28 protein-coding genes are annotated in these 25,808 nt (G+C 66.8%); 12 read left to right on the plus strand and 16 right to left on the minus strand.

The genetic code is table 11. From position 1 onward, the window contains the following. Positions 1–11: 11 nt before the first annotated feature. The 7 genes from ATE64_RS19155 to ATE64_RS19185 all read right to left on the minus strand — a co-directional run bounded on the left by ATE64_RS19155 (position 12) and on the right by ATE64_RS19185 (position 6,428). Positions 12–926 carry a sterol desaturase family protein gene (locus ATE64_RS19155; RefSeq protein WP_058456807.1) on the minus strand — a complete coding sequence of 305 codons (915 nt, stop codon included), beginning with the start codon at positions 924–926 and terminating at the stop codon, positions 12–14. Further along, positions 919–1,326: a hypothetical protein gene (locus tag ATE64_RS19160; protein WP_058456806.1), complete on the minus strand. Its 408-nt coding sequence runs from the start codon at positions 1,324–1,326 to the stop codon at positions 919–921. The genes ATE64_RS19155 and ATE64_RS19160 overlap by 8 nt, the downstream gene beginning before the upstream one ends. Continuing rightward, complete coding sequence (locus ATE64_RS19165) at positions 1,323–1,757, minus strand: TIGR01244 family sulfur transferase (protein ID WP_058456805.1); 435 nt, start codon at positions 1,755–1,757, stop codon at positions 1,323–1,325. Before ATE64_RS19165 ends, ATE64_RS19160 begins: the two co-directional genes overlap by 4 nt. Before the next feature lie 53 nt (positions 1,758–1,810). Further along, the gene (locus tag ATE64_RS19170; protein WP_231729187.1) at positions 1,811–2,623 is read right to left on the minus strand and encodes a sterol desaturase family protein; all 813 of its coding nucleotides are present in this window, start codon (positions 2,621–2,623) and stop codon (positions 1,811–1,813) included. A 75-nt stretch (positions 2,624–2,698) separates the two neighbouring features. Further along, complete coding sequence (locus ATE64_RS19175; protein ID WP_058456804.1) at positions 2,699–3,757, minus strand: AraC family transcriptional regulator; 1,059 nt, start codon at positions 3,755–3,757, stop codon at positions 2,699–2,701. Between the two features lie 15 nt (positions 3,758–3,772). Next, positions 3,773–5,548: a DNA helicase RecQ gene (gene recQ / locus ATE64_RS19180; protein ID WP_058456803.1), complete on the minus strand. Its 1,776-nt coding sequence runs from the start codon at positions 5,546–5,548 to the stop codon at positions 3,773–3,775. A 115-nt stretch (positions 5,549–5,663) separates the two neighbouring features. Further along, complete coding sequence (locus ATE64_RS19185; RefSeq protein ID WP_058456802.1) at positions 5,664–6,428, minus strand: SDR family oxidoreductase; 765 nt, start codon at positions 6,426–6,428, stop codon at positions 5,664–5,666. Positions 6,429–6,615: 187 nt separating this feature from the next. On the opposite strand from ATE64_RS19185, the gene ATE64_RS19190 reads away from it, so the two are divergent. Continuing rightward, complete coding sequence (locus ATE64_RS19190; RefSeq protein ID WP_058456801.1) at positions 6,616–7,518, plus strand: LysR family transcriptional regulator; 903 nt, start codon at positions 6,616–6,618, stop codon at positions 7,516–7,518. A 72-nt stretch (positions 7,519–7,590) separates the two neighbouring features. Here the strand turns inward: ATE64_RS19190 and ATE64_RS19195 are convergent, their stop codons facing one another. The 4 genes from ATE64_RS19195 to ATE64_RS19210 form a co-directional block, all read right to left on the minus strand. Continuing rightward, complete coding sequence (locus ATE64_RS19195) at positions 7,591–8,049, minus strand: DNA starvation/stationary phase protection protein (protein WP_058456800.1); 459 nt, start codon at positions 8,047–8,049, stop codon at positions 7,591–7,593. A gap of 120 nt (positions 8,050–8,169) precedes the next feature. Further along, positions 8,170–8,733 carry a hypothetical protein gene (locus tag ATE64_RS19200; RefSeq protein WP_058456799.1) on the minus strand — a complete coding sequence of 188 codons (564 nt, stop codon included), beginning with the start codon at positions 8,731–8,733 and terminating at the stop codon, positions 8,170–8,172. 32 nt (positions 8,734–8,765) lie between these two features. Continuing rightward, complete coding sequence (locus ATE64_RS19205) at positions 8,766–9,095, minus strand: hypothetical protein (protein ID WP_058456798.1); 330 nt, start codon at positions 9,093–9,095, stop codon at positions 8,766–8,768. 228 nt (positions 9,096–9,323) lie between these two features. Continuing rightward, the gene (locus ATE64_RS19210) at positions 9,324–9,974 is read right to left on the minus strand and encodes a GGDEF domain-containing protein (RefSeq protein ID WP_058456797.1); all 651 of its coding nucleotides are present in this window, start codon (positions 9,972–9,974) and stop codon (positions 9,324–9,326) included. 180 nt (positions 9,975–10,154) lie between these two features. Here ATE64_RS19210 and purE point away from each other — a divergent pair, with 180 nt between their 5' ends. From purE to ATE64_RS19250, 8 genes are all read left to right on the plus strand, one after another. After that, a complete protein-coding gene (gene purE, locus ATE64_RS19215) occupies positions 10,155–10,652 on the plus strand; it encodes a 5-(carboxyamino)imidazole ribonucleotide mutase (RefSeq protein ID WP_058800188.1) in 498 nt (165 codons plus the stop codon). A 4-nt stretch (positions 10,653–10,656) separates the two neighbouring features. Further along, positions 10,657–11,742, plus strand: coding sequence for a 5-(carboxyamino)imidazole ribonucleotide synthase (locus tag ATE64_RS19220; RefSeq protein ID WP_082657846.1), 1,086 nt, complete (start codon positions 10,657–10,659; stop codon positions 11,740–11,742). Next, entirely contained in the window at positions 11,739–12,233 is a 495-nt protein-coding gene (locus tag ATE64_RS19225; RefSeq protein WP_058456796.1) for a dihydrofolate reductase, read from the plus strand. Before ATE64_RS19220 ends, ATE64_RS19225 begins: the two co-directional genes overlap by 4 nt. After that, entirely contained in the window at positions 12,230–13,408 is a 1,179-nt protein-coding gene (locus ATE64_RS19230; RefSeq protein ID WP_058456795.1) for a dipeptidase, read from the plus strand. The genes ATE64_RS19225 and ATE64_RS19230 overlap by 4 nt, the downstream gene beginning before the upstream one ends. Then, on the plus strand, positions 13,405–14,334 hold the full coding sequence (locus ATE64_RS19235) for a bifunctional riboflavin kinase/FAD synthetase (protein WP_058456794.1): 930 nt from the start codon (positions 13,405–13,407) through the stop codon (positions 14,332–14,334). Before ATE64_RS19230 ends, ATE64_RS19235 begins: the two co-directional genes overlap by 4 nt. Positions 14,335–14,483: 149 nt before the next feature. After that, positions 14,484–17,510 carry an isoleucine--tRNA ligase gene (gene ileS / locus ATE64_RS19240; RefSeq protein ID WP_058456793.1) on the plus strand — a complete coding sequence of 1,009 codons (3,027 nt, stop codon included), beginning with the start codon at positions 14,484–14,486 and terminating at the stop codon, positions 17,508–17,510. Continuing rightward, positions 17,507–18,043 carry a signal peptidase II gene (gene lspA, locus ATE64_RS19245; protein WP_082657848.1) on the plus strand — a complete coding sequence of 179 codons (537 nt, stop codon included), beginning with the start codon at positions 17,507–17,509 and terminating at the stop codon, positions 18,041–18,043. Before ileS ends, lspA begins: the two co-directional genes overlap by 4 nt. 27 nt (positions 18,044–18,070) lie before the next feature. Then, positions 18,071–18,490 (plus strand): DUF3035 domain-containing protein, encoded by a 420-nt coding sequence (locus tag ATE64_RS19250; RefSeq protein WP_058456791.1) that lies wholly within the window; start codon positions 18,071–18,073, stop codon positions 18,488–18,490. A 21-nt stretch (positions 18,491–18,511) separates the two neighbouring features. On the opposite strand, the gene ATE64_RS19255 is transcribed toward ATE64_RS19250, so the two are convergent. From ATE64_RS19255 to ATE64_RS19270, 4 genes are all read right to left on the minus strand, one after another. After that, complete coding sequence (locus ATE64_RS19255; RefSeq protein ID WP_231729188.1) at positions 18,512–19,405, minus strand: retroviral-like aspartic protease family protein; 894 nt, start codon at positions 19,403–19,405, stop codon at positions 18,512–18,514. 62 nt (positions 19,406–19,467) lie between these two features. Beyond that, positions 19,468–20,136 carry a hypothetical protein gene (locus ATE64_RS19260; protein ID WP_058456790.1) on the minus strand — a complete coding sequence of 223 codons (669 nt, stop codon included), beginning with the start codon at positions 20,134–20,136 and terminating at the stop codon, positions 19,468–19,470. A 29-nt stretch (positions 20,137–20,165) separates the two neighbouring features. Next, positions 20,166–22,094 (minus strand): 1-deoxy-D-xylulose-5-phosphate synthase, encoded by a 1,929-nt coding sequence (gene dxs, locus ATE64_RS19265; RefSeq protein WP_058456789.1) that lies wholly within the window; start codon positions 22,092–22,094, stop codon positions 20,166–20,168. 47 nt (positions 22,095–22,141) lie between these two features. Continuing rightward, positions 22,142–22,384 carry a hypothetical protein gene (locus tag ATE64_RS19270; protein WP_058456788.1) on the minus strand — a complete coding sequence of 81 codons (243 nt, stop codon included), beginning with the start codon at positions 22,382–22,384 and terminating at the stop codon, positions 22,142–22,144. A 162-nt stretch (positions 22,385–22,546) separates the two neighbouring features. Here ATE64_RS19270 and ATE64_RS19275 point away from each other — a divergent pair, with 162 nt between their 5' ends. Next, a complete protein-coding gene (locus tag ATE64_RS19275) occupies positions 22,547–23,572 on the plus strand; it encodes a MipA/OmpV family protein (RefSeq protein ID WP_058456787.1) in 1,026 nt (341 codons plus the stop codon). Positions 23,573–23,750: 178 nt separating this feature from the next. Here the strand turns inward: ATE64_RS19275 and ATE64_RS19280 are convergent, their stop codons facing one another. Continuing rightward, complete coding sequence (locus tag ATE64_RS19280) at positions 23,751–24,641, minus strand: LysR substrate-binding domain-containing protein (RefSeq protein WP_058456786.1); 891 nt, start codon at positions 24,639–24,641, stop codon at positions 23,751–23,753. 133 nt (positions 24,642–24,774) lie between these two features. Here ATE64_RS19280 and ATE64_RS19285 point away from each other — a divergent pair, with 133 nt between their 5' ends. Further along, a complete protein-coding gene (locus ATE64_RS19285) occupies positions 24,775–25,401 on the plus strand; it encodes a pyridoxamine 5'-phosphate oxidase family protein (RefSeq protein ID WP_058456785.1) in 627 nt (208 codons plus the stop codon). Beyond that, positions 25,398–25,808 (plus strand): VOC family protein, encoded by a 411-nt coding sequence (locus ATE64_RS19290; protein ID WP_058456784.1) that lies wholly within the window; start codon positions 25,398–25,400, stop codon positions 25,806–25,808. The genes ATE64_RS19285 and ATE64_RS19290 overlap by 4 nt, the downstream gene beginning before the upstream one ends.

A 25,808-nucleotide genomic window follows, 5' to 3' on the forward strand; every position in this document is an offset into this window, starting at 1 on the left:
CAAACGACATCTCACTCTGCCGGCTCCTCGCTCGCCCGCCCCGCGACCCAGCGTTCCTTGATCATCGCGCTCGTCGCGCGGCTGCCATCGTGGCTCCAGCCGGGCTCGCGCCACATATAGGAGAGCTTGTGCCGCCACGGCGCGCGCCAGACATCCTTCGCGATCCCGACCCATTCATGCACCGCCGCCCAGACGATGTTGAAGCTGCCGAGCTGCTTGACGATGCCATAGCGCACCGGCTCGTCGTCACGCTCGGCGACGAAGCTGCCGAACATCCTGTCCCAGATGATGAAGACCCCCGCATAATTGGCATCGAGATAGCGCGGGTTGACGCCATGATGGACGCGATGGTGCGACGGCGTGTTCATCACCGCCTCGAACCATTTGGGCATCCGGCCGATCGCCTCGGTATGGATCCAGAACTGGTAGATGAGGTTCAGCCCCGCGCAGAAGAAGACCATCGCGGGCGGAAAGCCGATCAGGAACAGCGGCAGGCGGAACAGGAAGCCCAGGCTGATGAAGCCCGTCCAGGTCTGCCGCAGCGCGGTCGAGAGATTATAATGCTGCGAGCTGTGATGGATGACGTGGCTCGCCCAGAACCAGCGCACGCGGTGCGCGCTGCGATGGAAGACATAATAAGCGAGATCGTCGAGGAAGAAGCAGAGGATCCACGCCCACCACCATGTCTTGAAGTCGATCCCGATGTCGAACAGGCGGTACTGGTGCAGCCACACCGCCATCGCGATGACCATCCCGCCGACGAGCGCGCTCGCGACCTGGCTCCCGGTGCCGAGCAGCAGCGAGGTCAGCGTGTCGCGCGCCTCGTACCGGCTGCGGTCGCGGCGCAGCGCGACGACCATCTCGGCGATCAGCAGCAGGATAAAGGCCGGGATCGCGTAGGTGACGGGATCGGGCAGCTTATCCATGCCTCAACTCGCGCATCCGGCTCGCCCACATCCCCGCGTCCTTGCCCAATTGCAGCGTCACGGCGCCGAAGGTCTTCTCCGGCATCGTCAGCGTCAGGAAATCCTTGTCGAGCCGCCCGACCGTCGCCGCGTCGACCGGGCGCGCCGCGAAATGATTGCCGTGCGCGCGCACCAGCATCATCCGCCCTTCGGCGTTGCGCACGATCGCCGCGAAACCCGCGCGGTCGCGCGCGACCTCGGTGCCGCGAAACCCCGCCTCGGCCTCCTCGGCGAGACGGATCGCATGCGCCGCATCCTCGATCCGCGGGTCGGCGCCCAGCCCCATCCGCCCGACCAGCCAGGCGATAAACAGCACCGCGACCAGCGACGCGCCGGTCTGGATCAGGTCGGTCGCCGTCACTTCTCGCCTGCCAGCGCGTCCAGCATCGGCCGCAGCCCGGCGAGGTCATAGCCCGCCTTAGCAGCCGCATCGACGATCGCGCCGACTTCCGCGCCGCCGCGCGCCTGCGTCAGGGCCCACAGATGCGTCGAGCGCGTGCCCGACCGGCAATAGGCCAGGATCGGGCCCGTCGCGTCGGCCAGCAGCTTGTCCAGCGCATCGATCTGCGCATGGCTGAACCCCGAATGGCCGACCGGGATCGCGGCATAGGCGATACCCTCGGCCGCAGCGGCGTGGGCGATATCGCCCCCTTGCGGCGCCGAAGGCTCCTCGCCGTCGGGACGGTTGTTGACGATCATCGCAAAGCCCTGCGCCTTGGCCTCGGCAACATCCTCGATCGAGATTTGCGGGGCGACACTGAAGCCGGCGGACAGGGGTCTGAAATCGCTCATCGCTGCGATCTACTCCCGCCGCCCGCTTGCTGACAAGCCGGAAAGCAACCCTGTCAGGCGGTCGCCTCCGCCCGATCCGCAGCGTGCTCCGCCGGGCGCGAGACGACCTCATGGAACCGCTCGGCATATTTGGGATGCTCGGTCCCCATCCATTTGTCCCACCAGGTGAAATAGAGGCCGTAATTGGTGTTGAAGCCGCCGCTGTGATGCAGGTCGTGGTGCGTCGTCGTGTTGATCCAGCGCGTCGCCGGCGTCGACAGCCACCAGCGCGGGTGCAGCTCGAAACCGGCATGACCCATCGCGTTGCGGACGATCTGGAAGTTGATCCACAGGAACATGACCCACACCGGCGTCGCTACGAAAAAGAGCCAGATCGGCACGAACAGGATCATCACGAACGCCTCGGGGATGGCGAAGCTGTAGGCGGCCCAGGGCGTCGGGGTGATCGAGCGATGGTGCGCGCGGTGGAAACGTTTAAACAGTCTGGGATGGTGCATCGCGCGGTGGACCCAGTAGAAATAGGCGTCGTGCGCGACGACGATCGCCGCGAGCAGCGCCATGTCGCCCCAGATGCCGTAACTCCCCTCGAAACGGTGCAGCACCCCTGCATCGACGCCCCAGACGATGAACAGCGCGACGAACAGATATACGCCGACCGTCTGCAGCGATTGCAGGAATTCGCGGCGCTTGTCGGCGGCACTCGCCTCGCGCGCCTGGATCTTGCGCGCGGCGATGCTCGACCGGCGCAGCCCCCAGACGACCGCGCTGGTGACGCTCGCGGCGACGAGATAGCGGCCGAAGTCGAAGGCGAACATCGCCGGGCCCTTTTCGAGCAATATGGCGAGGGGAGGAATGGATGCGATCATGGCGTCGTCCTTTTCGGTGGATGACCGGCATGAAGCAGTTCTGCGCTGCGCCAGCCGCGCACAGTCGAAAATCGACTAGCCGATTCCGGAATCGGCGAGGCGGGCGGCGCGATACTCGCTCGGCGTCATCCCCTCGGCGTCGCGAAAGGCGCGGTTGAACGGGCCGAGCGAACCAAAGCCCGCATCGAGCGCGATCGTCAGGATCGGCACCTCGCGCTGCGCCGGATCGGCGAGCGCCGAGCGCACTTCGTCGAGGCGAAAGCCGTTGAGAAAGGCCGTGAAGTTGCGATGCCCCATCTCGCCGTTGATCGCGCGCCGCACGCGATATTCGGGCTCGCCGAGCCGCGCCGCGAGCGCTGCGATGCTGAACCCTTCGGCGCGATAGGCGCGCTCCTCGGCCATCACGACGCGAAGCCGCTGCGCGAGCGCCGAAGGCTCGGCGGGCCGCGCGGCCGGAGTCGGCGCGGCGTCGGGCACCGCGAACAGCTCGGCCGAGCGGAAGCGATAGAGGCCGATCGAAACGATGAAGGTCACGACGAGGATCGCGGCAAGCGTCAACGTCCGCGCCATATCGTGGCTCATATCGCGATAGTGAAACATCTCGAGGAAGCTGACCCAGATCACGAAGCCGCCGATCGCGCCGACGACACCGAGGCGGAAGCTGCGCCGCGCCTCGATTAGGTCGTTCGCGCGCCCACGCCACGCAATCCACATCCCCGCGATCGCAAAGGCGAACATGCCGATGCGCACGAGGATCCAGATCGCCGGGCTGAAATCGCCCGTCGCGGCGATCAGCACGACCTGGATCAGCGGCAGCGCACCGAACGCCGAGACGAGCGCCCAGCTTTGCCAGCCGATCCGCCGCCGGTCGTCGAACCACAGCCGCGCGAAGAGCCAGAACAGCGCGGGCACCATCACCGACAGCGCATCGGCGATCACATAGGGGAAAAGCGTCGCGCCGCCGGGATGCAGGACACGCGCCAGCAGGTAGGCGATGATGGTCCCGTTCATCGCGATCGCCACCCGCGCCGCCGGCACCGCGCGATGGTCGCGCCACAGGATCGCGATCCACAACAGGAACAGCACCGTCGCGCCGCCGCGAATCATCGGGTCGATAAGGTCGAGCGCCCCCATGCGCGCCCTGCTAGCTCAAAACTGGCGGATCACCGACAGGAAAGCGTCGCCCCACGCTTCGAGCTTCTTCGCGCCGACCCCCGGAATGCCGCCAAGTGCGCTCCGTGTCGCGGGCCGCTCGCTCGCCATCGCGCGCAGCACCGCGTCGTGGAAGATCACATAGGGCGGCACCCCTGCCTCGATCGCCAGCTCGCGCCGCGTCGCGCGAAGCGCGTCGAACAGCGGATCGCCGACAGGGTTCGCCGCCGCGCGCTCGCCGCGCGAGGTCCGAGTGAGGCGCCGTGCGGGTGGCTCGGCGATCAGCACCGGCACCTCGCCCTTCATCACCGCGCGCCCGGCGGGACCGAACATCAGCCCGCCATGCTCGGTCGTCTCGAGCGCCTCGCGCGCGACAAGCGTGCGGACCAGCGGCTTGATCAGCCGTGCCTCCTCGCCCGAGACGATCCCGAAGACCGAGAGCTTGTCGTGCCCCCGGCTCGCAACGCGCTCGTCGGCGCGGCCCGTCAGCACCGCCTCGACATGCCCCGCGCCATAGCTTTGCCCGGTGCGATAGACCGCGCTCAGCAATTTCTGCGCCAGCACCGTCGCATCAACCTGGCTCGGCGGGTCGAGGCAGGTATCGCAATTGCCGCAGCGTTCGGGCGGATTCTCGCCGAAATGCCGCAGCAGCAGCGCACGGCGGCACTCGACCGTCTCGACCAGCGCGGCGAGCGCGTTGAGCCTCGCGCGTTCGCCCGCGATCCGGGCGTCGGGCAGTTCGGACAGCCGCATCCGCGCACGTGCGAAATCCTCGGCGCCCCACAGCATCAGCGCCTCGGCGGGGTCGCCGTCGCGGCCCGCGCGGCCCGTTTCCTGATAGTAGCTTTCGATCGATTTCGGCAGCCCGGCATGCGCGACGAAGCGCACATCGGGCTTGTCGATGCCCATCCCGAAGGCGACCGTCGCGGTGACGATGCCGTCCTCCGACGCGACGAAATCATGCTGCACCCGCGCCCGCGTTTCGGGGTCGAGCCCGGCATGATAGGCCGCCACGCTGCGTCCCGTCGCGGCGGCGAGCTTCGCCGCCATTCTCTCGGCCCCGTCGCGCGTCGGGCAATAGATGATCCCCGGCCCCGGATTGGCGGCGATGAAATCGGTGAGCTGCTTCGCGGCGCTGATGCGCGGCGTCACGCGGTAGCGGATATTCCGCCGGTCGAACCCCGCGAGCACCAGCCCGTCGCCGGGAATGCCGAGCTGGACGAGAATATCTTCGCGCGTGTGCTTGTCGGCGGTCGCGGTCAGCGCGAGCCGCGGCACGTCGGGAAAGGCGTCGAGCAGCGGCCGGAGCAAGCGGTAATCGGGCCGGAAGTCATGCCCCCACTCCGAAACGCAATGCGCCTCGTCGATCGCGAACAGCGCGGGCGCGCGCGCCTCCATCAACGACCGGAACCCGTCGCCCGTCGCGCGCTCGGGCGCGATATAGAGGAGGTCGAGCGCGCCGTCGCGATACGCCTGCCGCGTGTCAGCGAAATCGGCATCGACGCTCGTCAGGCTCGCCGCGCGAATCCCCGCCGCGCGCGCGCCGCGCAGCTGGTCGTGCATCAGCGCGATCAGCGGCGACACGACGACGACGCAGCCGTCGAGCGCGACTGCGGGAAGCTGATAGGTCAGCGACTTGCCCGCACCCGTCGGCATCACCGCCAGCGTCCGCTCGCCCGCCATCACGCGATCAACGACCTCGGCCTGACGCCCACGGAAGGCGTCGAAACCGAAGGTGGATTTGAGCAGCGGGAGGAGAGCGGCGGCGGACATTGCCGGGTCGCGATAGGCAAAGTCGCGGGGCGGGGGAAGTCCCAAACCCGTCCGATCCCAAAGACAAAAGGGCGGGGCCCGCAGGCCCCGCCCTCTCGGCTCGCCGGGCGATCGATCAGCTGCGCGTGATCGATGCCCCGCCGTCGACCAGCGATGCGGTGCCGGTGACGAAGCTCGCATCGTCGGAGGCAAGGAAGAGCACGGCCTTCGCGATCTCGTTCGGCTGGCCGACACGCTTCACGGCGTGCAGGTTGGTCACGAAATCCTGCTTTTCGGGGCTGTCGTTGACCGCCTCGAACATGTCGGTCGCGACCCCGCCGGGGAGCACCGAATTGACGCGGACATTCTGCGGGCCATATTCGGCTGCCAGCGCCTGCGTCAGCCCGATCAGCCCGGCCTTGCTCGCCGAATAGGCCGCGCTGCCGGGGAAGGAAAAGCTGTAGCCGACGAAGGTCGAGGTGAAGATCACCGACCCGCCGCCATGCTTGACCATTTCGGCGATCTGGTGCTTCGCGGCGAGGAAGGAGCCGGTGAGGTTGACCTGCAGCGCGTCGTTGAAGCCCGCTTCCGATACCTCGGTGCTCGGGCCGGCTTCGCCGAAGACGCCGGCATTGTTGAAGCCGATGTCGAGTCGGCCGAAATTCTTCACGGCCGCAGCGACCAGCGCCGCGTGGAAAGCTTCGCTGCGGACGTCGCCGGCGACCGCGACGGCCTTGCCGCCCGCGGCGGTGATTTCGGCGACGAGGCTGTCGAGTTCGGCCTGACGGCGCGCGCCGACGACGACGCTGGCGCCCTCGGCGGCAAAAAGTTTCGCGGTCTCGCGGCCGATCCCCGAGCTGGCGCCGGTGACGATCGCGACCTTGTTCTGCAAACGGTTCATGACTTTTCTCCTGTTCGGCGGCGGGCCCGATGCCCGTGGTCGATGCGGAGTAAGTGGACTTTGCGCGTCGTTCGGAATAGACAGCAGTTCTTGGTTCTATAATTCGGAATTACCGAACAATGGATGAAATGCGCCTTCCGCGGCGAAAAGGTGATCCCCGGCGAAAGCCGGGGCCCATATCTCGACCATGATCCGCATCGAGGGAATCGCCGCCTTCGTCGCAACGGTCGAGCATGGCTCGATCAGCGGCGCCGCGCGCCAGCTTCGCCTGTCGAAATCGGTGGTGAGCGAACGCCTCGCCGAACTCGAACGCTCGCTTGGCAGCGCGTTGCTCCATCGCACCACCCGCAAGCTCAGCCTGACCGAGGACGGCGCCGCCTTCCTGCCGCGCGCGCAGCGCATCGTGCGCGACGTCACCGAAGCGGCCGCCGCCATCGCCGAACGCCGCGGCACGCTCGCGGGCCCGCTGCGCATCGCCGCGCCGGTCACCTTCGGCCATATGCACCTCGGCCCCGCGCTCTATCCGTTCCTCAAAGCCCATCCCGAAATCCAGCTCACGCTCGACCTCGACGACCGCCGCATCGACGTCGCGTCGAGCGGCCATGACGCGATCATCCGCCAGGGGGTGATCGACGACACGCGCCTCATCGTCTGGAAACTCGCCAAAAGCCGCCGTATCCTCACCGCGTCCGCGGCCTATCTGGCGGAGCATGGCATGCCGCAGAGCCTCGAAGATCTCGGCGACCACCGCGGCATCTTCTACACCAATCGCGGCGTCGCCGACTGGCACTTTCGCACCGCCGACGGCCCGATTGCGATCCAGGCCAGACAGGCGCTCGGCGTCAACAACGGCGACATGATCCGCGACGCGGTGGCGGCGGGCCTCGGCATCGCGATGCTCCCCGCCTTCATCGCGGGCCCGGCGATCAAGGCAGGCACGCTCGTCGCCATCCCGCTCGCCATCCCCCCCGACGAGGAATGGATCTACATGGCGCATTCGCAGGGCCGCGACCCGTCGGCAAAGCTGCGCGCACTGCGCGATCATCTGAAAGACGCGTTCGGCGACCCGCCTTATTGGGAGGTGGCCTAGACCGATCCGGGGTCGCGAATTGTCATGTGAAGCGGGCCGCCTCCACCCGATCGCGAACGACCATCGCCGACCTCAATAGCCCGCCGTGGCCTCGAGGAACCAGATCCGCTGCTGCGTCTCGTCGGCCCAGGCATCGACCAGTCCGCTCGTCGCGATATCGCCCTCGGCCTCGGCCGCCGCCTTCACGTCCTTGAGCTGGGCAAGCAGCGTCCGGTTGTCCTCGGCCAGCGTCCTGACCATCGCATCGGCGGTCACCGACGTGGCATCGTCGTCCTTGATCGACTGGCGGCGCGACACGTCGCCGATCGAGCGCAGCGTCGCCGCGCCATTCTTGCGAACGCGTTCGGCGATCAGGTCGGTGGTGCCAAGGATCTGCGTCGCCTGTTCGTCGAACAACAGGTGCAGTTCGCGGAAGTGCGGCCCCTGGACGTGCCAGTGATAATTTTTGGTCTTGAGATAGAGCGCGAAGCTGTCGGCGAGCAGCGCGTTGAGCGCATCGGCGACGGCGGGCTGATTGTGATTGTCGGGCATGGGATGATCCTTTCGTTGGCCCCTATGATGTAGGGCCGCGAACAGGCATTTTCCCATTGAACCTTTTGGTGGCTTTCATCGAATAAACCGATGAAACCAACGGTCATAAATGAGGCTCTGCTATAAGCCGAAAGCGGCCATTCCTGCGCGAACGCCCCACAGGACCAGGATCGCCGCGCCGGCATAGCGCAGGACTTGTACCGGCCGCTGCGCCGCGAGCGCCGGTCCGAAGGCGAGGAAAGGGAGCAACGCCAATATCCACCCGACCAGCCCGCCCGCGGCTGCCCAAAGCCCCGCGCCGCTCGTCGCCGCGAGCGCGCCGATCAGGAAATGGCTGCGATTGCCGAATTGCAGCGTCAGCATCCGCACCGCGAGCACCGCGGGCGCCGCATCGGACATCTCGTCCGCCGGCGGGCCGAGCCGCCCGCGCCACAGCAGCGCGGCCGCCGCGCTCAGCGTTGCAAAGGCGATCAGCAGCGAAACGATCCCCTGCCCGACCATCCGGTTCAGCGCCGCGCCCGCGATCGCGGCGACCAGCGCATTGGCGATGAACGCGCCAAAAGCGATGGCGACGACGCGCCGCCGGTCGTTCCGCGCGGCGAGCAGGTCCGAAAGCAGGAGTCCCGTCCGCCCGTCGGCATTGGCGAGCGCCACGGCGACGAGGGCGAGCATGATCGCATCCATGACAAACCGCCTGCGCCGTCAGGCGCGGCGCGTCAATGCCCGAGCCGCATCGCCACCGACGCGAGCCACGCTTCCTGCGCAGCGACGGGCAGCGGCCCGCGCGGCGCCAGCACCGCGTCGCTCATTGCGTCGAGATAGGTCAGGATCGCGGCGCGATAGCCGCCGCCCGCGACCGCCGATTCCAGCCGGCTCGCCAGCATCTCGACGGCAGCAAAGCCATTATCGCGCGCGAGGCAGCGAATATCATCGACCCCCTGCACGATCTGCGCGAGCGCGCAATGCGGCAGCGCCTCGGCAAGCGCGCCGATCTGTCCGCCGATACGGTCCTGGATTTCCTGATAATGGTCGGTCTGGATAGCCATCGTCCGCCCCCCTGGTTCCCCAAGGAACAGCATGCGCCCCAATGGTTAATCGGTAGTTAGGGTCAGGACCCATTGATTCCGCGATCGAGGTTTGAAGCGATTTTGCCTGGGGTGAGGAGAAAAGGCGCAGGAATATGTCGATATTTCCAGACTTTTCGACGAAGCCACAGGCAAAATCGGTCAAATCCCGCAGGGACGCCGAAATGGCGGAATTAATGGGTCCTGACCCTAGCGGTGGCGTACCGGAGAATCGGCGTCCTGCGACTGTTTGCTGCGGTACATGTCGCGATCGGCGGCGGCGAGAATCTCGGACTCGGTCGCCCCCGCCTCCAGCATCGCGACCCCGAAACAGGCCGACAGCTGGATCACGTGCCCGTCATAGATTGCAGGCTCGGCGCTCAGCACATGGCGCAGGCGGTTGACCTGCACGCGCGCGCCCTCTTCGGTCGACTGGTCGAGGATCAGGCCGAATTCGTCGCCGCCGATACGCGCCGCGACGTCGGTCGCGCGGATCGATTCATCGAGCCGCGTCGCGATCTGGAGCAGTGCAAAGTCGCCTGCCGCATGGCCGAAACTGTCGTTGATATATTTGAGCTGGTTGACGTCGATGAACACCACCGCCGCGCTTTCGGCGTGGCGTTCGAAGCGCGCGAGGCGCTGGTGGATCGCGGTCAGGAAATAGCGCCGGTTGAACAGCGGGGTCAGCGTGTCGCGCTCCGACACGCGTTCGAGCTCGGCGACCGCAATCTTCAGGATGCGGTTCTCCCGGCGCAACGCGTCGCGTTCCCTGCGCAATTCGCGCAGCTGGTCCTCGATGGAGTCAACGGATGCGAAGCCGGTCCGGTCGACCGCTATCCGTGCCCCCCCTGCGATATCCATTCCCTATCCCCGACGCATACCCTCTGGTCCGCCGGCACGATGCCGACACGATATGCGACGGAGACCCTAGCCGCCGAGTGGATACCAATCGGTAAACGCCGCGCATGGCATTTGGATGGCGTTGCCAGCGCGGCGGACAGACTCTAGGGGGATAGCAGGATCGGGATTCGGAGGGCTCTTGTGAGCGACGGGACGCCGCAGATAGGGGTGATCATGGGGAGCCAGTCGGACTGGCCGACGATGGCGCACGCGGTTCAGATGCTGGAGGAATTCGGCATCGCGCACGAGGTGCGGATCGTCTCGGCGCACCGCACCCCCGACCGCCTCGTCGACTATGCCAAAAGCGCATCCGCGCGCGGTTTGAAGGCGATCATCGCGGGCGCCGGCGGCGCCGCGCACCTGCCCGGCATGGTCGCCTCGATGACGCGCGTCCCGGTGCTCGGCGTGCCCGTCCAGTCGGCCGCCTTGAGCGGCGTCGACAGCCTCTATTCGATCGTCCAGATGCCCGGCGGCATCCCCGTCGCGACCTTTGCAATCGGCAAGGCGGGCGCGACCAACGCAGGCCTGTTCGCGGTATCGCTGCTCGCCAACGAATGCTCCGAACTGGCACAAAAACTTGAAGACTGGCGCGTAAAGCAGACCGACAGCGTCGCCCCGACGCCCGTGCGCGAGGGCTGAGCCCTTGCTGCCACCCGGTTCGACGATCGGCATCTTGGGCGGCGGACAGCTCGGACGCATGCTCGCGGTCGCCGCGGCGCAGCTCGGCTACAAGGTGCATATCTACGCCCCCGACGCCGAAAGTGTCGCCGCCGAAGTCACCGCGCACCACAGTCAGGCGGCATGGGACGACGAGCCGCGCCTCGCCGCTTTCGCTGCCGCCTGCGACATCGTCACCTTCGAGTTCGAGAATGTCCCCGTCGACACCGTCCGCTTCCTTTCGGGCCATGTCGCGGTGCATCCGGGCGCGAAGGCGCTCGAGATCGCGCAGGATCGGTTGGCCGAGAAGACTTTCGTCGCCGGGCTCGGCGGCCGCACCGCGCCTTTCGCATCGGTCCCCGACCGCGCCACGCTCGATGCGGCGCTTGGCGAGATCGGCGCACCCGCGATCCTCAAGACGGTGCGCATGGGCTATGACGGCAAGGGGCAGGCGCGGCTCGGGACGGCGGCCGACGCCGACACGGCATGGGAGACGATCGGCCGCCACGCCGCGATCCTCGAAGGCTTCGTCGCGTTCGAGCATGAATTTTCGGTGATTCTCGTCCGCGGCCTCGACGGCGAAGTCCGCTATTGGGATTCGACCGTCAATGTTCACGAAGGCGGCATCCTCGCGACCGCGAGCCTGCCAGCGCCGCCGATCGTCGCAGCCCAACAGGGCGAAGCGCGCGCGATGATGGCCGAGATCGCCGCCGCGCTCGACTATGTCGGCGTCCTCACCGGCGAGTTCTTCGCGACCGACGCCGGGCCGGTATTCAACGAAATGGCGCCGCGCGTTCACAACAGCGGCCACTGGACGATCGAGGGCGCGGTCGCGAGCCAGTTCGACAATCATATCCGCGCGATCGCCGGCCTGCCGCTCGGCAGCACCGCAACGCGCCAGCTTCCCGTCGTCATGCGCAACCTCATCGGCGCCGACATCGCCGCGATCCCCGCGCTGCTCGCCGACGAGAATTGCCACGTCCACCATTACAGCAAGACCGAAGTCCGCGATGGCCGCAAACTCGGCCACGCCACATGGGCGGGTGCAGCGCCCGGAGCACCTCCCGCATGAACCGCCCCGAAATAACGCTGATCCTCGCGCGCGCCGCCAACGGCGTCATCGGCGCCGACGGCAAGATGCCCTGGCACCTGCCCGCCGACCTCCGCCGCTTCAAGCAACTCACCATGGGGCGCCCGATGATCATGGGGCGCAAGACCTTCGACAGCCTGCCCGCGATCCTCGAGGGCCGCCGCCACATCGTCCTCACCCGCGATCGCGACTGGCAGGAGGAGGGCGCCGAGCCCGTCGCGACCGTCGAAGAGGCGCTGAAGCTCGCCAATGCGCCGCATGTAATGGTGATCGGCGGCGCCGAAATCTACCAGCTCTTCCTGCCGCTCGCCGACCGCATCGAACTCACCGAAGTCGCGCTCTCGCCCGCCGGCGACGCGTCGATCGCGGCGCCCGACCCGGCCGAGTGGCGGGAAATCGCGCGCGAGGACCATCCCGCCGCCGACGGCCGCCCGGCCTTCGCTTTCGTCACCCTCGCCCGGAAGCGCGGATGAAGCGTTGGCTCCTCGGCCTCGCGATCGTGCTGATCGTCGCCGCGGGGGCCTTTTTCGGCCTCGCGCCCGGCATGACCGAGCGCAGCCTCAACAAGATCGACGGCAAGCCGCTCGCCGCGGTCTCCGACCATGCAAGGGCGCTGCACAAGACGCTGACCATCGTCGACCTGCACAGCGACACATTGCTCTGGCAGCGCAGCCTGCTGACCCGCGCCGGCCGCGGCCATGTCGACCTGCCGCGGCTCGAAGACGGCAATGTCGCGCTGCAGGTGTTTTCGAGCGTCACCAAGACGCCGAAGGGCCAGAATTACGACGCGAACGGCGGCGACACCGACAATATCACCGCGCTCACCATCGCCCAGCTCCAGCCGCCGCGCACCTGGACCTCGCTGCTCGAACGCTCGCTCTGGCATGCCGAAAAGCTGCACCGCGCGGTCGCGAAGGCCGATGGCAAGCTCATCGCCGTCGCCGCGCCCGCCGACATCGACGCGCTGCTCGCCGCACGCGCCGCCAAGGCGCGTCCGGTGGGCGCGATGCTCAGCATCGAGGGGCTGCAGGATCTCGAAGGCGATATCCGCAACCTCGACCGGCTGCACGCGGCCGGCTTCCGCATGGCGGGGCTTGCGCATTTCTTCGACAATGACGTCGCGGGCTCGATGCACGGCATCAGGAAATACAGGCTGACTCCGCTTGGCCGCAAGGTCGTGCCGCGGATGGAAGAGCTCGGCATGATCGTCGATATCGCGCATTGCAGCCGCGCCTGCGTCGCCGACATTCTCAAGATCGCACGCCGCCCGGTCGTCTCGAGCCACGGCGGCGTACAGGCGACGTGCAAGGTCAACCGCAACCTCGATGACGAACAGATCAGGGGCGTCGCAGCGACCGGCGGCCTTGTCGGCATCGGCTATTGGGACGCCGCGATCTGCGACACCTCGCCCGCCAGCATCGCAAAGGCGATGAAGCATGTCCGCGACCTCGTCGGCATCCAGTATGTGGCGCTCGGCAGCGACTATGACGGCGGCACCACCGTCCGCTTCGACACGTCGAAACTGGTGCAGGTGACGCAGGCGCTGATCGACGCGGGCTTCACCGACGACGAGATCCGCGCCGCGATGGGCGGCAATGCGATCCGCGTCCTGCGCGCTGGTATCGTCCCGATGAAGGCGGCGTCGTGATCCGCCTCGACGGCCATGACCGTATCGAGGGCGCTTTGCGCGGCGGCGTCATCGCGCTCGGCAATTTCGACGGTTTCCATGCCGGGCATCAGGCCGTCGTCGGCCGCGCGGTGCGCCATGCAAAGGACGAGGGCCGCCCCGCGATCGTCGCGACTTTCGACCCGCATCCGGTGCGCTTTTTCAAACCCGACGTTCCGCCCTTCCGCCTGACCACGCTCGCACAGCGGCTCGAACTGTTCGGCGCGGCGGGCGCCGATGCGATGCTCGTCCTCCCCTTCGACGCGACGCTCGCGGCGACCACCGCCGAGGATTTCATCACCGAGCTCCTGCTGGGTCGCTACGGCGCCGCCGGCGTCGTCACCGGCGCCGATTTCACCTTCGGCAGGGGCCGCGGCGGCGATGTCGTGACGCTCGCCGACCATGCGCGCCGCCTCGGCTTCTTCACCGAGATGGTCGCCCCCGTCGACGACACCAACGACGTCGTCTCGTCGAGCCGCATCCGCGACGCGCTCCGGTCGGGCGACTGCGCCACCGCGACGCGCCTCCTCACCCGCCCCTTCACCGTGCGCAATGTCGTCCAGCACGGCGACAAGAACGGCCGCCTGCTCGGCTTCCCGACCGCGAACCTCGAAATGGGCAATTATCTTCGCCCGCGCTACGGCATCTACGCCGTCACCGGCCGCCTTCCCGACGGCCGCGTGCTGAAGGGCGCCGCGAACCTCGGCATCCGCCCCAGCTTCGATCCCCCGAAGGAATTGCTCGAACCGCATTTCTTCGATTTCGCCGAAGATCTCTACGGACAGGAAATCGACGTCGCCTTCCACGCCTTCATCCGCCCCGAGGCGAAATATGACGGGATGGACGCACTGATGGCGCAGATCGCGGCGGACTGCGATGCGGCGAAGGCGTTGCTGGCCGACATCTAGTTCATCGTCACCCCGGACCTGATCCGGGGTCCATGCGGCGCGGCGGGCATGGATTCGGGATCGGGTCCGGAATGACGAATGGTGGATGGGCTTGGGTCCCGCCCCCATTCCCTTTGCGCGCACGCGAATCTGCGCTAAGCGGCCGCACCATGACCGACAGCACCTCCGCTCCCGAAGCCCGCGACTACCGCGACACCGTCTTCCTGCCCAAGACCGACTTCCCGATGAAGGCCGGCCTGCCGCAGAAGGAGCCGCAGATTCTGGCGAAATGGATCGAGGGCAATCTGGAAGGGCAGATCCGCGAGAGCCGCAAAGGCCGCGATCAGTTCATTCTCCACGACGGCCCGCCCTATGCCAATGGCGACATGCACATCGGCCATGCGCTCAACCATATCCTGAAGGACATGGTCGTCCGCACCCAGACGCTGAAGGGCAAGGACGCGCCTTATGTGCCCGGCTGGGACTGCCACGGCCTGCCGATCGAGTGGAAGGTCGAGGAGCAATATCGCAAGAAAAAGCTCAACAAGGACGAGGTTCCGGTCGAGGAATTCCGCGCCGAATGCCGCGCCTATGCGCAGCACTGGGTCGACACCCAGCGCGAGCAGTTGAAGCGCCTCGGCATCGGCGGCGACTGGGACCATCCGTACCTCACGATGGATTATGAGGCCGAGGCCACCATCGTGCGCGAGCTGCTCAAATTCGCCGCGAACGACATGCTCTATCGCGGCGCCAAGCCGGTGATGTGGTCGCCGGTCGAAAAGACCGCGCTCGCCGAGGCCGAGATCGAATATGAGGATATCGTCTCGACCCAGATCGATGTGGCGTTCGAGATCGTCGAGAGCCCGATCGCCGAACTGGTCGGCGCGCATGCGGTAATCTGGACGACGACGCCGTGGACGATCCCGGTCAACCAGGCTTTGGCCTATGGTCCGGACGTTGAGTACGTCCTTCTCAACTGCACAAATCTGCCGAGCGGCGATGGAAGTTTTGTCGTTGCGCGTGAATTGGTGCCAGCCTTTTGCGCCCGCATCGGCGCGCAAGCACCCGACATGTCGACCGGTGCGACTGTAACGCCAGCCGACCCCTCAGCCCCGACGGTAGAGATCGAAGATCCGTACGGGAGCCACGCGGACAAATTCACGCGGTCGGAAGAGTTTTGCTTCAAAGGCTCCGACCTCGCCGGCACCATCGCCCGCCACCCGATGCACGCGCTCGGCGGCTTCTTCGCGCGCCCGCGCCCCTTCCTCGCGGGCGATTTCGTCACCACCGACAGCGGCACCGGCCTCGTCCATATGTCGCCCGACCATGGCGAGGATGATTTCGACCTCTGCAAGGCGAACGGCATCGACCCCGTTTTCGCGGTCGAGGGCGACGGCAAGTACCGCGCCGACTGGGGCTGGCTCGGCGGTCAGGGCTCGGTGATCAACCCCAAGTTCAACGCCCCCGACGGCCCGATCTGCTCGGACTTGCGCGACGCGGGCGCGCTGCTCGCGGCCAGCGCCGACTACAAGCACAGCTATCCGCACAGCTGGCGCTCGAAGGCGAAGGTCATCTATCGCTGCACGCCGCAATGGTTCGTGCCGATGGACAAGGTGATGACCCACATCGAGCCCAAGACCCCGCGCGAAAAGCGCTGGGAGAATGAGGGCGGCGCGATCAACCCGCATGAGGAGGATCTCTGCGACGCGCCGACGCTGCGCCAGGCCGCGATGCACGCGATCGAGCGCACGCGCTTCGTCCCCGAAAAGGGCCGCAACCGCATCGGCAGCATGGTCAAGGACCGCCCCGACTGGGTGCTGAGCCGCCAGCGCGCGTGGGGCGTGCCGATCACGCTCTTCGTCGATCGCAAGACCGGCCAGTATCTCAATGACCCGATCGTCAACGACCGCATCGTCGCGGCGGTGAAGGCGGGCGGCGTCGACGCATGGAACGACGCGCGCGCGCAGGAATATCTCGGCGATCAATATGACGCCGCCGATTACGAGCGCATCACCGACATCCTCGACGTCTGGTTCGATTCGGGCTGCACCCACGCCTTCGTCCTCGAAAGCGGCCGCTGGCCCGCGCTCGTCCGCCACGACGGCGGCACGCACAGCGCCGACCTCTATCTCGAAGGCAGCGACCAGCATCGCGGCTGGTTCCAGTCGTCCTTGCTCGAAAGCTGCGGGACGCGGGGCCAAGCGCCGTACAAGGCCGTGCTCACGCACGGCTTCACGATGGACAGCAAGGGCTTCAAACAGTCGAAGTCGCTCGGCAACACCACCGATCCCGTCAAGGTGATGGAGACCAACGGCGCCGACATCATCCGCCTGTGGGCGCTGTCGGTCGACTTCACCGAGGATCACCGCATCGGCGACGAGATCCTGAAGGGCGTCGCCGACCAGTATCGCAAGCTCAGGAATACCTTCCGCTACCTGCTAGGTGCGCTCGACGGCTTCAGCGAGGAGGAGCGCATCACCGACGTCGCGGCGATGCCCGAACTCGAACGCTATATGCTGTCGCTGCTCGCCGACCTCGATGCGAAGCTGGCCCGCGCGGTCGATGATTTCGACTTCAACACCTACACGCGCTTGCTCGCCGATTTCTGCAACGAGGATCTGTCGGCCTTCTATTTCGACATCCGCAAGGACGTCCTCTACTGCGACCTCGGCCCCGCCGCCCCGCTCGGCACCGACACGCGGCGCGCCTACCGCAGCGTGCTCGACATCCTGTTCCACGCGCTCGTCCGCTACGCGACCCCGGTGCTGGTGTTCACCGCCGAGGAAGTCTGGGGCACGCGCTATCCCGAAGCAGGTTCGGTCCACCTCCTCGAATGGCCGGTGCTGCCGTCGTTCGAGCACAACAAGGAACTCGTTCTACGGAATACCGAACTGCGCGAACTGCGTAGCAAGGTGACCGAAGCGATCGAACCTTTGCGTCGTGAGAAGATTGTGCGCTCCAGCCTCGAAGCAGAAGTCACGATGAGCGACCTCGAAACGATCCTGCGCGATCTCGATCCCAGCTATCTGGCTGAAACTTTCATTTCGGGCGCCGTGCATCTTGTACCGGGGCATGACGGGATCACGATCACGCCAACCCAAAACCACAAATGCGGCCGCTGCTGGCGCCACCTCCCCGAAGTGACCGAGGACGGCGCCTTGTGCAATCGCTGCGAGACGGTATTGGACGCCCGATGAGCATGCGTTCCCCCCATCTGCGTTTCGGTCTCGTCATCGCGGCGATCGCCTTCGTCCTCGATCAGGCCGCGAAATGGATCGTCACCGTGCCGCTGTCGCTCGAAACCAAGCCCTATGGCCAGATCGAGCTGCTGCCCTTCTTCAACCTGACCTGGGCGCAGAATTACGGCATCTCGCTGTCGATGTTCTCCGACCAGTCGCCGACGACGCGCTGGACGCTCGTCGCGGTGACCGGGATCGTCGCCGCCGCGGTCGCCTTCTGGATGACGCGCGAGAAAGCGAAGGGCGACGTCATCGCGCTCGCGCTGATCCTCGGCGGCGCGCTCGGCAATATCGTCGACCGCATCCGCCTCGGCTATGTCGTCGACTATGCCGACCTGCATTTCGGGAATTTCCGCCCCTTCATGATCTTCAACGTCGCCGATGCCTGCATCAGCATCGGCGTGCTTTTGCTGGTTGCGCGCGCGCTGCTCTTGGGCGAAAAGGCCCCTCCGGCGGCCGAGAGCGCAGGCGATCTGGCCGCCAAAGAGTAACGGGGCGAATTGGGAGTATTTTGTAAAGTGAACCGGACCACCGCCATTCTCGCCGCCTCGATTCTCGCGACGACACTTTCGGCCTGCGGGTCGAACAATCTGTTCAGCCGCGACCGTCCCGACGAATTCGCGGTGTCGCGTCAGGCGCCGCTCGTCGTGCCGCCCGATTTCTCGCTGACCCCGCCGGCGCCGGGCGCCGCGCGCCCCGGCAATGAATCGACCGCCGAACAGACGCTGAAGGCGCTCTTCGGCGGCCCCGCGCAGCGCAGCGCGACCGAAAACCAGATCATCGGCAGCGCCGACGGCCAGCGCGGCGACCCCGGCGTGCGCAGCAACGTCGGCAGCCCCGACACGCAGGTCGTCGACAAGGGCCTCGTCACCCGCGACATCATCTTCGCCCCCGAAGGCGACGGCCGCGACGCGCAGGCGGCGATCCCGGGCGCGTAAGTCGCAGCTAGGGTCGTGACCCTAGTCCGCCTCCGGCGGGCATAGCGCAACCGCCTTCGTCCGCTGGTCGATCAGCAGCGCAAAATGCTGCAGCGCATGGGCGCCAGCCAGCAGTTCGGGGTAGTTTTCCGACACGCGCACCTCGACGTTCGACAGCTCGGCACCGCCGATCCGGAACGGGCCGGCGACCGTCGCGCGTCGCGTGTCGACGGTCGAGTTCGTCAGGCGCCCTTCACCTGCCGCCGCGACCGGGCCGCCGCCGACGCGGTCGAACAGCGCCTTCGGCAGGACGAAGGCGACATTGGCGCCGGTATCCAGATTGGCCTCGGCCGCAACGCCGCCGATCGTCGCGGGCACCCGGAAGGCGCGTTCATAGGCGAGGACGCCCGGCGCACCCCGCGCCAGCCCGGCCTTGCGCGTGAAGCGCAACAAGCGCGACGGATAGTCGATGATCAGCAGGCCATCGCCGAAGAAGTCGCGCCCGATGATGCCGTCGAACCCCGCCTCGGCCGACAGGCGCGACGCATAATCGCGGGTAATCACCTCGAGGTCGCGGCGGACGAGCCCAGCCAGATCGAGCGACGCCAGATGCACCGTGTCGACGCGCGCCGAGGCGACCCCGTCCGACGTCTCGCCGCTGCCGTGGACAGGCAGGCCCAGCCGCGCAACCAGCCGGGCATCGGCGCGCGCCATCCCGCTCGCCCCGGTGTCGACCGCAAAGACGAAGGGTCCCTGCCCGTCGACGCGCGCCTCGATATAGATGCGGCCGTCGACGGTACGGAAGGGAATGCTGAACAGCGCGTCGGCGGCGGCCGATTGCACCAGCGCGCACGCGCCGGGTTCCGCAGCCTGCGCCCCCGTGCCCGCCATCGCCAGCATCGCGGCGGCCATCCCGCCCCATTTCCATCCGCCCATGTCAAACTCCCGCCGGGTCAAAGTGTGTTGTATTGATAATACACTTTGACCCGGCGGGTCAATCAGGCGAACAGGCTCGACAGCAATGTCATCGCAACCAGGCTCTCGACCATTGCGCGCGAGGCATGGCCAAAGGCCTTGAGCCGCCCGCATTTCAGATGCTGGTTGAACCAGGCGGTCTGCAAAAAGCCGAACCAGAGCAGCCCGAACAGCGCGAGCGCCCCGCCCGCCAGCACCGACCAGTCGTGCGCCAGCTTGATCAGGATCACCCCGCCGCCGAGCAACATCGCCAGCACCGCGGCGACATAGCATTGGCTGTAGAAGGGCGCGCGCAACGTGTCGCGATCCACCTGCAGCTTCTGCGCCCGCACCATCCGCGTCGCCAGCATCACCGGAAACAGGCTGAAACTGACGATACGCAGGATGATCAGGTCGGTGTTGTTGCTGACGAACGCCGCCAGCCCGACCTTGCTGGCGATCATGGCATCATCGCCGACCAGCGCGATCTCGGCCGCGTGGACGAGGATCAGCGACAAGAGCAGGAACAGCGGCGGTGACAGCGTATCGGTATATTGCTCGTCGGCCGCGTCGCCCTGCTCGACGTCCGAATAGTCCATCATTTGCAGGGGACGGACCAGCGTGCGCCACAGCGTGACCGGATAGAAGACCAGCCACGACATCACCTCGTACAGGAGGTCGTCGAGCGACTGGATGAGGTTGAAGAAGTTCATGCCGCCCCCGTTCGCGTGCGGCTACCGGTTCACGCCCGCGCGCCCGCTTCCTCGACGCCGGCGCTGTTGTGGCGCAGCGCCTTCAGCACGCAGTCGACGATCTGCGGCGCGTTGAGCCCCGCGGCATCATATTGCGCCTGCGGCGAATCCTGGTCCTGGAAGATGTCGGGCAGCCGCATCGTGCGCAGCTTGAGCCCCGCGTCGATCAGCCCTTCGTCGCTCGCCAAGGTCAGCACATGCGCGCCGAGCCCGCCGATGCTGCCTTCCTCGATTGTCACGCACACCTCATGGGCGGCGAGCGTCCTGCGGATCAGCTCCTCGTCGAGCGGCTTCGCGAACCGCAGGTCGATCACGCTCGTCGAAAGCCCGCGCGCCTCCAGCGTGTCGGCCGCTTTCAGCGCCTCGGCGAGCCGCGTGCCGAGCGAAAAGATCGCAACGGTCTTGCCGGCCCGCACGACGCGGCCCTTGCCGATCGCCAGCTTCTCGGGAACCTCGGGCAATGGCACGCCGGTGCCGTTACCGCGCGGATAGCGGAAGGCGATCGGGCCGGCGTCATATTCGGCCGCGGTATAGGTCATATGGACCAGCTCGGCCTCGTCGGCGGCCGCCATCACCACCATGTTCGGCAGGGTCGCGAGATAGGTGACGTCGAACGACCCCGCGTGGGTCGATCCGTCCGCCCCGACGAGCCCGGCGCGGTCGATCGCAAAGCGCACCGGCAGGTTCTGGATCGCCACGTCGTGGACGACTTGATCGTAAGCGCGCTGAAGGAAGGTCGAATAGATCGCGGCGAACGGTCGCATCCCCTGCGCCGCGAGTCCCGCGGCAAAGGTCACGGCATGCTGCTCGGCGATGCCGACGTCGAAGCTGCGGTCGGGGTGGGCCTTGGCGAATTTGTCGACGCCGGTCCCCGACGGCATCGCCGCGGTGATCGCGACGATGCGCGGGTCGCTGTCGGCCAGCTTCGCCAGCGTCTCGCCGAACACATTCTGGTACGACGGCGGCCCCGGCGGCGCCTTCGCCTGTTCGCCGGTGATCACGTCGAACTTCTGGACGCCGTGATATTTGTCGGCGGCGGCCTCGGCGGGGGCATAGCCCTTGCCCTTCATCGTCACCGCGTGGATCAGCACCGGACCATGGTCGCTGTCGCGTACATTCTCCAGCACCGGGATCAGATGATCGAGATTATGCCCGTCGATCGGCCCGACATAGTAAAAGCCCAATTCCTCGAACAGCGTCCCGCCCATCGCCATGCCGCGCGCGAACTCGTCGGTCTTCTTCGCCGCCTTGTGCAGCGGCTCGGGCAGCTTGCGCGCAAAGCGCCGCGCGATCTCGCGCAGCTCGACGAACGGCCGCGACGAGACGAGCTTGGCGAGATAGGCCGAGAGCCCTCCGACCGGCGGCGCGATCGACATGTCATTGTCGTTCAGGATGACGATCAGCCGGTTGCCCGCCTGCTTCGCGTTGTTCATCGCCTCATAGGCCATGCCCGCCGACATCGACCCGTCGCCGATCACCGCGATCGCGCGGCCGGGCTCGTCCTTCAGCTTGTTCGCGATCGCAAAGCCGAGTGCGGCACTGATCGAGGTCGACGAGTGCGCCGCCCCGAACGGGTCATATTCGCTCTCGCTGCGCTTGGTGAAGCCCGAAAGCCCGCCGCCCTGCCGCAGCGTGCGGATGCGGTCGCGGCGGCCGGTAATGATCTTGTGCGGATAGCATTGGTGCCCGACGTCCCACACGATCTTGTCGCGCGGCGTGTCGAACACATAGTGGAGCGCGACGGTCAATTCGACGACGCCCAGCCCCGATCCCAGATGCCCGCCGGTGCTGCCGACGGCCGAAATCGTCTCGGCGCGCAGCTCGTCGGCGAACTGGCGGAGGTCTTCGGGCTTCAGCTTGCGGAGGTCGGCGGGGACATCCACCGTGTCGAGCAGCGGCGTATGCGGACGGTCGGTCATCGCGCCGTCATAATGGTAACCGCAGAAACTGTCGAACGAAAAGGGGCCTAATCGCCGCTCGCCGTGCCACCTTCCTCTTCGCGCGCCTTCGCCGCATCGACCTGCGCGTAAAGCCCGCGCACCATCAGGTCGGTGAACACCAGCATCACCCCGACCGTCCCGACCAGCAGCGCGACCGCCGCGACCGGAAACGGGCCGATCGCCGCAATCGCGCCGCGCCGCATCGCGGCGGCAAGCAGCACCGCGACCGCCATCAGGGCATAGCCGACAAAGCGCCATGCGCGGGTCATGCTGAACCGGACCGTGCCCGCGGGCCAATCAACGATATGAAAGGATATTGGTGCATGAATGCCACGATGCAGGGGAAAGCAACCTCTCGCAAGACGAAGACGTTGCATTGATGTGACATTCGCCTACACCCCTTCACAGAGGGGCAAGATAACAGGACAGCCATGCCCGCTTGGATTTCGCTCTTTCGCCTCTCCCGGTCCGCACCGATCCTTGCTTTCGCCTGCGCCTTCGCCGCGCCCGCCGCGATGGCCGAGGAAACCTCGCTTCCCTATGATATCGTCGAACCCGCCGGCAGCGGAATCCCCGGCAGCGGCGAAGTCCCCGAACCGCCGTCCGCCGGCTATCTGCAGCGCGGCGATATCGACGACAATATTCTCCTCCCGACCCGCGGCGACGACATCGACGACGATGACGAAAGCCGCAAATGGGCGCGCGACTATTTCGCGGTCGCCGCGGGGGTGATGACGACGCCGAGCTACAATGGCTCGGACGATCGCACCCTGCTCCCCGCTTTCTACATCCGCGGCCGCGTCAGCGGTTTTTCCTTCTCGACGCGCGGCACCAACCTCCAAGTCGACCTGCTGCGCCAGCGGCGCGGGGCAAAGACCGACATCAAGTTCGGCCCGATCGTCAGCCTGCGCAGCGACCGCACCGGCCGCATCAAGGATCCGCAGGTCGAGGCGCTCGGCGAAAAGAAGCTGGCGGTCGAGGTCGGCGCGATGGCGGGGATCAGCCACACCGGCGTGATCACCAGCCGTTACGACCAGATCGCCTTCCGCGTCGTCGCGCTCAAGGACGTGTCGGGCCGCCACGGCAGCTGGGCCTTCTCGCCGACGATCGACTACGGCACCCCGCTATCCAAGCAGCTCTATGTCGGCGTGTCGGCGTCGATCAATTTCTACGGCAAGGGCTTCGGCCGCTATTATTTCGACATCGATCCCGCGGGCAGCGCCGCGAGCGGGCTTCCCGTCTATAACCGCGCGGGCGCGAAGGGCGGAGCGGGCAAATATACGCTCGGCCTCGCGAGCGCCTATGCGCTGTCGGGCGATCTCCGCAAGGGCTTCGTCCTGATCGGCGGCGCGCAATATGGCCGGATGCTCGGCCGCATCGCCGATTCACCGATCGTCAGCATCGCCGGCAGCCGCAACCAGTGGCTCGCGGGCGGCGGGATCGCTTATCAGTTCTGACGGGTAGTGGGCGAAAGCCGACATAAGTAGCTTCGTCACCCTGAACTTGTTTCAGGGTCCATGGCTCGCCGTTTCCTTGGTGCTGCGCTTGCCGAGAGCTAAGGCCATGGATGCTGAAACAAGTTCAGCATGACGAGCTTGGCACGACCGCTCCCCGCCCCAAAAGCGATACACCCCCTCAAACCAGCCCCGTCATCCGCATCCGCGCCTTCATCGCGGCGATGAACAGCCGCACCGACGGCAGCGCCGCGCGCGACGGTTCGAACAGCAGGTGGACCGGCAGCGCTTCGGGCTGCTCATCGGGCAGCAGCGAAACCAGCCGCCCCGCATCGACCGCCGCCGCGACCTGGTAACTCAGCAGGTTCGCAATCCCGACCCCCGCCTCGGCCGCCGCCAGCGCGGCGTCGACGGTGTTGACGACGAAGCGCGGCCGCCGTTCGAAGCGCCAGCGGCCGCTCGCGAGCTGCCATTCGTTCGTCGTGCGCGGCCCCTCCATCCCGATCAGCTCGTGCCCCGCAAGTTCCGTCACCACCCCCGGCGCCCCGCGCCGCGCCAGATAGGCGGGGCTCGCGACCAGCATCTGGCGCACCCGGCCGATCCGCACCGCCTTCAGCCCCGAATCGGCGAGCGGCCCGATCCGCACCGCAACGTCGATTCCTTCCTCGACGATGCGGACGTTGCGGTCGATCAGCATCATGCGCGCGCCGAGCGCCGCATGTTCGATCAGCAGCGCATCGACGACTGGCAGCACATGCAGCCGCCCGAACATCACCGGCGCGGTGAGGTAAAGCTGCCCGCTCGGCACCGCCTCGACCCCGCGCGCCGCGCGCTCGGCATCGGCGAGTTCGCCGAGCAGCCGCCGCGCCTCGCCCAGAAAGGCGCTGCCCGCGTCGGTCAGCGACACCGCGCGCGTCGACCGGTGGAACAATGCGGTGCCGAGCCGCGCCTCGAGCGCCGCGATCCCGCGCGTCACCGCGGGCGGCGAGCTGCCGATCTTGCGCGCCGCCGCGGCAAAGCCCCCCTCGCCCGCCACCGCGACGAACATTTCCAGCGTCAGCAGTCGGTCCATGATTATTCCATTTACCGGAATTAACTTGTTCGATCTTCCCTGATTATCACAATCTACGCAACGGCCTAAATCGATGCGGCGAACGGAAGCGTGCCCCCTCCAGCTTCCGTTCGCACTCTTGGAAGGACGGCAGATGGCGCAGAATTACCGGCATATCGTTTTCAGCGACGCGGCGAAGGCGCTGCAGGAACAGCATGGGTCGCGCATCTCCTATGCAAAGCTCGACACGCGCCCGGTCGGCGAGATCGACGTGCTTACCGCGAAGGAGATTGACTATATCGCGCTCCGCGACAGCTTCTACATGGCCAGCGTCACCCCCGACGGCTGGCCCTATATGCAGCATCGCGGCGGCCCCGCCGGTTTCCTCAAGCATGTCGGCGGCAACCGCATCGGTTTCGCCGATTATCGCGGCAACAAGCAATATATCAGCACCGCGAACCTCGCCGCGAACGACCGCGTCTCGTTGTTCCTGATGGACTATCCGAACCGCGAGCGGCTGAAGATCGTCGGTCACGCACACAGTGTCGAGCTCGCCGACGATCCCACGGCGGTCACCGCGTTGATGCCCGAGGGGTATCGCGCGGTGCCCGAGCGCGCCTTCTTCATCGACGTGATCGGCTGGGAGTGGAACTGCTCGCAGCATATCACGCCGCGCTTCACCGAGGCCGAAATTTCGGCGGCGATCAAGCCGATGGCCGCCGAACTCAACCAGCTGCGCGCCGAAATCGCCGCGCTCCGAGCAGAAAGGGATGACCAATGACGACCGCTTGTACGCAGGGCGCCCACCATATCGGCCTCGCCGTCCGCGACGTCGCCGAAGCGCGCGACTTCTTCGTCGAGGCGCTCGGCTTCGGCGTCGCCGCCGAGCGCCCCGACTATCCCGCGATCTTCGTCACCGACGGCACGACGCTGCTCACCTTGTGGCAGGTCGCCGATCCGGCGGGCGCGACCGCCTTCGACCGCCGCGCGAACATCGGCCTCCACCATCTCGCGCTCCGCGTCGCCGACCTCGACGCGCTGCGCACCGTCTTCGCGCGCGTCCAGAACCATCCGGGCACGGTGATCGAATTCGACCCCGAACCGATCCGCGAGGGTGCGACGACGCACCATTTCATCTGCGCGATGCCCGGTGGTATCCGGATCGAATTCGCGACCCCCTTCGCCTGA

This window comes from Sphingopyxis sp. H073, from assembly GCF_001468395.1.
Lineage (GTDB): Bacteria > Pseudomonadota > Alphaproteobacteria > Sphingomonadales > Sphingomonadaceae > Sphingopyxis.

Excerpts from the sequence above, each read along its gene's own strand:
- ATE64_RS19155 (WP_058456807.1), bottom strand. The coding sequence starts at position 926 with ATGGATAAGCTGCCCGATCCCGTCACCTACGCGATCCCGGCCTTTATC.
- ATE64_RS19165 (WP_058456805.1), bottom strand. The coding sequence starts at position 1,757 with ATGAGCGATTTCAGACCCCTGTCCGCCGGCTTCAGTGTCGCCCCGCAA.
- ATE64_RS19170 (WP_231729187.1), bottom strand. The coding sequence starts at position 2,623 with ATGATCGCATCCATTCCTCCCCTCGCCATATTGCTCGAAAAGGGCCCG.
- ATE64_RS19175 (WP_058456804.1), bottom strand. The coding sequence starts at position 3,757 with ATGGGGGCGCTCGACCTTATCGACCCGATGATTCGCGGCGGCGCGACG.
- recQ (WP_058456803.1), bottom strand. The coding sequence starts at position 5,548 with ATGTCCGCCGCCGCTCTCCTCCCGCTGCTCAAATCCACCTTCGGTTTC.
- ATE64_RS19185 (WP_058456802.1), bottom strand. The coding sequence starts at position 6,428 with ATGAACCGTTTGCAGAACAAGGTCGCGATCGTCACCGGCGCCAGCTCG.
- ATE64_RS19190 (WP_058456801.1), top strand. The coding sequence starts at position 6,616 with ATGATCCGCATCGAGGGAATCGCCGCCTTCGTCGCAACGGTCGAGCAT.
- ATE64_RS19195 (WP_058456800.1), bottom strand. The coding sequence starts at position 8,049 with ATGCCCGACAATCACAATCAGCCCGCCGTCGCCGATGCGCTCAACGCG.
- ATE64_RS19200 (WP_058456799.1), bottom strand. The coding sequence starts at position 8,733 with ATGGATGCGATCATGCTCGCCCTCGTCGCCGTGGCGCTCGCCAATGCC.
- ATE64_RS19205 (WP_058456798.1), bottom strand. The coding sequence starts at position 9,095 with ATGGCTATCCAGACCGACCATTATCAGGAAATCCAGGACCGTATCGGC.
- ATE64_RS19210 (WP_058456797.1), bottom strand. The coding sequence starts at position 9,974 with ATGGATATCGCAGGGGGGGCACGGATAGCGGTCGACCGGACCGGCTTC.
- ATE64_RS19225 (WP_058456796.1), top strand. The coding sequence starts at position 11,739 with ATGAACCGCCCCGAAATAACGCTGATCCTCGCGCGCGCCGCCAACGGC.
- ATE64_RS19230 (WP_058456795.1), top strand. The coding sequence starts at position 12,230 with ATGAAGCGTTGGCTCCTCGGCCTCGCGATCGTGCTGATCGTCGCCGCG.
- ileS (WP_058456793.1), top strand. The coding sequence starts at position 14,484 with ATGACCGACAGCACCTCCGCTCCCGAAGCCCGCGACTACCGCGACACC.
- lspA (WP_082657848.1), top strand. The coding sequence starts at position 17,507 with ATGAGCATGCGTTCCCCCCATCTGCGTTTCGGTCTCGTCATCGCGGCG.
- ATE64_RS19255 (WP_231729188.1), bottom strand. The coding sequence starts at position 19,405 with ATGGGCGGATGGAAATGGGGCGGGATGGCCGCCGCGATGCTGGCGATG.
- ATE64_RS19260 (WP_058456790.1), bottom strand. The coding sequence starts at position 20,136 with ATGAACTTCTTCAACCTCATCCAGTCGCTCGACGACCTCCTGTACGAG.
- dxs (WP_058456789.1), bottom strand. The coding sequence starts at position 22,094 with ATGACCGACCGTCCGCATACGCCGCTGCTCGACACGGTGGATGTCCCC.
- ATE64_RS19270 (WP_058456788.1), bottom strand. The coding sequence starts at position 22,384 with ATGACCCGCGCATGGCGCTTTGTCGGCTATGCCCTGATGGCGGTCGCG.
- ATE64_RS19275 (WP_058456787.1), top strand. The coding sequence starts at position 22,547 with ATGCCCGCTTGGATTTCGCTCTTTCGCCTCTCCCGGTCCGCACCGATC.
- ATE64_RS19280 (WP_058456786.1), bottom strand. The coding sequence starts at position 24,641 with ATGGACCGACTGCTGACGCTGGAAATGTTCGTCGCGGTGGCGGGCGAG.
- ATE64_RS19285 (WP_058456785.1), top strand. The coding sequence starts at position 24,775 with ATGGCGCAGAATTACCGGCATATCGTTTTCAGCGACGCGGCGAAGGCG.
- ATE64_RS19290 (WP_058456784.1), top strand. The coding sequence starts at position 25,398 with ATGACGACCGCTTGTACGCAGGGCGCCCACCATATCGGCCTCGCCGTC.